3 protein-coding genes are annotated in these 4310 nt (G+C 39.1%); 1 reads left to right on the top strand and 2 read right to left on the bottom strand.

Annotated elements, in window-relative coordinates; all coding sequences use genetic code 11:
- Positions 1–609: 609 nt before the first annotated feature.
- A complete protein-coding gene (locus ACP6PK_RS08060; RefSeq protein ID WP_426559163.1) occupies positions 610–1332 on the top strand; it encodes a PEP-CTERM sorting domain-containing protein in 723 nt (240 codons plus the stop codon).
- Between the two features lie 291 nt (positions 1333–1623).
- On the opposite strand, the gene thrB is transcribed toward ACP6PK_RS08060, so the two are convergent.
- Entirely contained in the window at positions 1624–2541 is a 918-nt protein-coding gene (thrB, locus tag ACP6PK_RS08055; protein WP_426559162.1) for a homoserine kinase, read from the bottom strand.
- A gap of 55 nt (positions 2542–2596) precedes the next feature.
- Positions 2597–3805 (bottom strand): RNA-guided endonuclease InsQ/TnpB family protein, encoded by a 1209-nt coding sequence (locus tag ACP6PK_RS08050; protein ID WP_426559161.1) that lies wholly within the window; start codon positions 3803–3805, stop codon positions 2597–2599.
- Between the last annotated feature and the right edge of the window lie 505 nt (positions 3806–4310).

The raw sequence follows: 4310 nt of genomic DNA, 5'->3' as shown, positions 1-4310 counted from the left end.
TTGTCTTGAGTTACATTTTACACTTTTGTGGTTCACCCATGTGAAAAGCGCTGTAAAACTCTTCAAAGCAGATTAAGGGCTAAATTCTGTAGAACTCGATCTACAAAAATGTATGGCTATAAGTTTTGCTTGAGTCTATCAGATTTTTAGATATTGATGATGATTTTACTGATATAAAATTCAGTGTTTTCACTCAAATAAAAAAGATGAATCTAAAAAAAATAGTAGATTCACTGATATTTACAATTTTATCAATTTATTCAATTATATTTTTGGCCAAAACCTAGTGATTTTACTGATGTTTGTTTGTGCTTTTTTGGTTGATTAATTCGTATAAATATTGATATTTAATCTAGTTATTAAAGAAATAGAAAAGATTTATATTTGTGATTCAAAACACATGATTTTTGATAAGAATGGGGTTATAGTAGATTTAAGCGAACAAAAGGAAACAATAAAAATAGCTTAAATAGCTTGATTTTATTCTTACTAAAGTTCCTATAAATAATTTGTTTTAGATAACTTACTGCAAGTCAGTCCCCTAACTTGGTTTTTTTGGCTCAAAGCTTACAAAATAACCAATACAATATTTAATTAGGAGTAATAACAATGAAGACTAAATTATCTATCTTATTGACAGCGATCGCTGGTGGTGTAGTTTCCGCAATGCCCGCTCAAGCTTTCTCTTTTGGAACTAATGGTATTATGTTCTATGAAGATACTACTTTGGAATTTGAATTGTTACAAACATACGGAGGTTACAAGTCAGATTTAAGAGTTTATGAAGCAATAGATGTGGATAACGATGGAATAGTAGATCGTTTGTTGGGTGGAGAATTGCTCTTTGAAGAATACAAGGCTTCTGATGATGCAGCTGGACCAACATCTGCTCCAGGTTCAGACCCTCTGGGTACTGCGGGAAATGCTGTAGTAGGTTCTCCAGGTCGTTTTACTTTTGAAGGAGGTAAGACATATACTTTAGGGGTAGAGAATTATGGGTACTGGCAAAATAAGGAAATAGAAAATCCATATTATCCAACAGTGTATTCTACAACTGGTTTAAATCCAGATGGAATGCAGCGGGCAGTGTTTGGCTCAACAGGTGGAAGCGAAAAAGCTGGATTTAATGCTTCTCTGTATACAGAGGGAGATCCATTTGGTGGTTGGGTAGCTCTGAGTTTTGATGATGCTGGCAATGACGACGACAAAGACTATCAGGACTTCACTTTCAGGGCAACAGTTGTTAAGTCAACTCCAGAACCTGCAACTTTAGCTGGTTTAGGTATAGTTGCAGGTGGAATGTTCTTATCTCGTCGTAAAAAGCAAAAGTAATAACTCTGATGACTGAGATACTGAACTCAAGGGGTGACATCCGTTCGGGGGGGTTTATCAATACTAGGGCAAGCATGAATTTTTCGACTAATAACCCGCCCCTACTATTGTTACATTTGGGTGTACATGAGGGCGGGTTTACTCAATCTTACAGCGCTTTTCAGATCGATAAACCACATCTTCACAACCAAAACCTTGTAGGGACGTTCCATGGAACATCCCTACTGTGGTCTACTCAAATGAAAACTGCTGTAGGGTAAGCATGAAAATTTTCTCTAAAACCTGCCGCTACTAGCTACAAATTGCTCCTGTTGTATCAATTTCCAAAGCTTGTACTTCTGTAACTACTCCCTGATTTTTCCAAGCTTCAGTCATTGCTGTTACTACTTTTGAACTTGTGGATGAATTTGTCAGTGCTAATAAAGTCGGACCTGCACCACTAATTACCATTTCATAAGCACCAGCATTTAAGGCAGCAGAACGGACAGACTCATATCCTTTAATTAAAGATTTACGGTAGGGTTGGTGAATTTTATCTTGCATTCCAGCTTCCAAACACTCTCGGCGACCAGTTTCTAATCCTCTTAACAAAATCCCTAAATGAGCGGAATTAAATATAGCATCAGCGCGACTGTATTCTTTTGGTAGAACTTGTCGCGCTTCTGCCGTTGAAAGTTCAAAGTCAGGTATTGCTACTACTGGCACAATATCGGGATGCCAGGGAATATCGCATATTTCCCAACCTGTGGGGGTAGAAGCGGTTAAACGACAACCCCCTAGTAAGGCAGGTACAACATTATCTGGATGTCCTTCAATGGCGATCGCTAAGTTCATCACTTCTGTTTGCCTTAAGGGATTACCTGCTAATTGATTTGCCCCGACTAGACCTCCGACTATTGCGGTGGCGGAACTTCCTAATCCTCTGGCTAAGGGTACGCCTAAGTCTATTTCTACTAGCACAGATGGGGGATTTTGATTGATATTTTCATATAATTTTACAAATGCTTGATAGGCAAGATTGCTTTTATCTGTGTTGACTCGTGGAGCTTCTTTGCCTGTGACGGTAATTTTTAGCTCTGTTGCGCTATCCGCAATAGAGAATTTGAAGCGGTTATATAAGGATAGGGCGGCACCGAGGCAGTCGAAACCTGGGCCTAAGTTTGCGGTAGTTGCGGGGACGGTAACTGTGATAGAGGAAGGAGTTGTCATTTCTGTTATCAGTTATCAGTATCTTTCTTAACTTGACATCCTCCCGACGCTGCTCTCACGAGACAGCGCGGGATTCCCTAGCATCACTGATAGGGGCTTTCTGCTTCAATGCACCCGCCTTCCGGGATTTACTCCCAGAAGGTCTTACGGTCGCTCCACAGACTGACACTGCTAGTCCAGCAGCCAAAATATTTATTGCAGCGTTTATGTCCCTGTCATGGTGGCTACCACATTCAGGACAATCCCACTCTCTAATATTTAGAGGTAATTTTTCTACTATATGACCACAGTTAGAGCAACGCTTAGAACTAGGAAAATATCGGTCAATTTTGATTAATTCCCGTCCATACCAATCAGCTTTGTACTCTAATTGCCTAACTAATTCTCCCCAGTTGGCATCACTAATAGCTCTAGCTAATTTGTGATTCTTGACCATGTTTTTTACTGCCAGATCCTCAACTACAATAGTTTGGTTTTCTCTAATTAGTCGAGTTGTCAGCTTGTGGGTATAATCAAGCCTAGAGTCTTTGATTTTTGCGTGTATCTTGGTGACTTTCAGCCTGGCTTTTTGATAGTTATTAGACTTTTTGTCGGGTTTTCTGTCTAGGGATTTCTGGGCTAACCTCAGTTTTTTATGTAACTTTTGAAGATTTTTTGGGTTGGCAACTTTTTCTCCATCACTGGTAGTTAAAAGGCTGGTGATACCTAAATCAATTCCAACTTGCTTGGCAGGAGGCTTGAGTTTTAAATCTCTAGTATCATTAACTCTCAAAGACACAGACCATCTGCCAGAGGGTTCAAGTTTGACAGTAATTGTGCTAGGTACACAACCTGGTGGTAGTTGCCTACTCCATCTGATAGGTAGTGGTTCTGCACATTTAGCTAGATATACTTGACCATCTTTCCACTTGAAAGCTGCCTTCGTAAACTCAGCACTGCCACCATTCCGCTTTTTCTTAAAATTAGGGTATTTAGCCCGTCCACTAAAAAAGTTGGTGAAAGCAGTCTTTAGATGTCTTAAACTTTGCTGCAAGGGTACACTGCTGACTTCAGTCAGAAAATCCAGGTCTTCCTGCTTTTTCCAGGAAGTTAACATAGCTGAAGTTTGCTTGTAACTGACTCCCTCTTTATTCTCATACCAGGCAGTAGTTCTAGCTGCTAAAGCTTTGTTGTAGATAAGTCGTACACATCCCAAAGTTCTCCGCAACAGACTTTCCTGCTCTGGAGTTGGGTAAAATCTAAATTTGTACGCCTTTTCAACCATTTACTGACTAATATTGAACATTTACATTCTAACATACTATGTGTAAACCCGCAACATTCGTTGAGATCAAAGTTGACAAAGAAGTAGGTACTTGTTCAATATCTAAAAAGGCTAAGACTTTTATCTGTCAATCTTTTGAGGGTCTATTGGCAACCCCTATATTTTTTTGTTGAATAAAAAGTCATAAGTATGGACGAACAACCCCAGCTAAATCTTAGGATACCACAAAAATTGTCGGGATGCAACCAAGTTTCTTTTGACGCGCCGATTTTTTTCAGGAGCTTTCTAAAATGAAAATCTTTGTGGCTTTTCACCGACGATGAATGGAAAGATTTGAGCAGAAAAAAACAAGTATTAACAGGAACCTTTAGAGGATGAAAATATTTCTGGTATTGTTTGCAGGGAAAATTCCTCAAACGTTGGTTGAATAAAAAGTCATAACTATAGACGAACAACCCCAGCTAAATCTTAGGATACCACAAAAATTGTCGGGATGCAACCAAGT

This window comes from Dapis hubbardiae BLCC-M172, assembly GCF_050016015.1.
GTDB lineage: Bacteria > Cyanobacteriota > Cyanobacteriia > Cyanobacteriales > Microcoleaceae > Trichodesmium.
The sequence above is the reverse complement of the archived record's forward strand: the minus strand, read 5'-3'. Positions and strand labels throughout refer to the sequence as shown.

Bases quoted from the DNA above. Each gene is read 5' to 3' on its own strand.
- ACP6PK_RS08060 (WP_426559163.1), top strand. From the start codon at position 610: ATGAAGACTAAATTATCTATCTTATTGACAGCGATCGCTGGTGGTGTA.
- thrB (WP_426559162.1), bottom strand. From the start codon at position 2,541: ATGACAACTCCTTCCTCTATCACAGTTACCGTCCCCGCAACTACCGCA.
- ACP6PK_RS08050 (WP_426559161.1), bottom strand. From the start codon at position 3,805: ATGGTTGAAAAGGCGTACAAATTTAGATTTTACCCAACTCCAGAGCAG.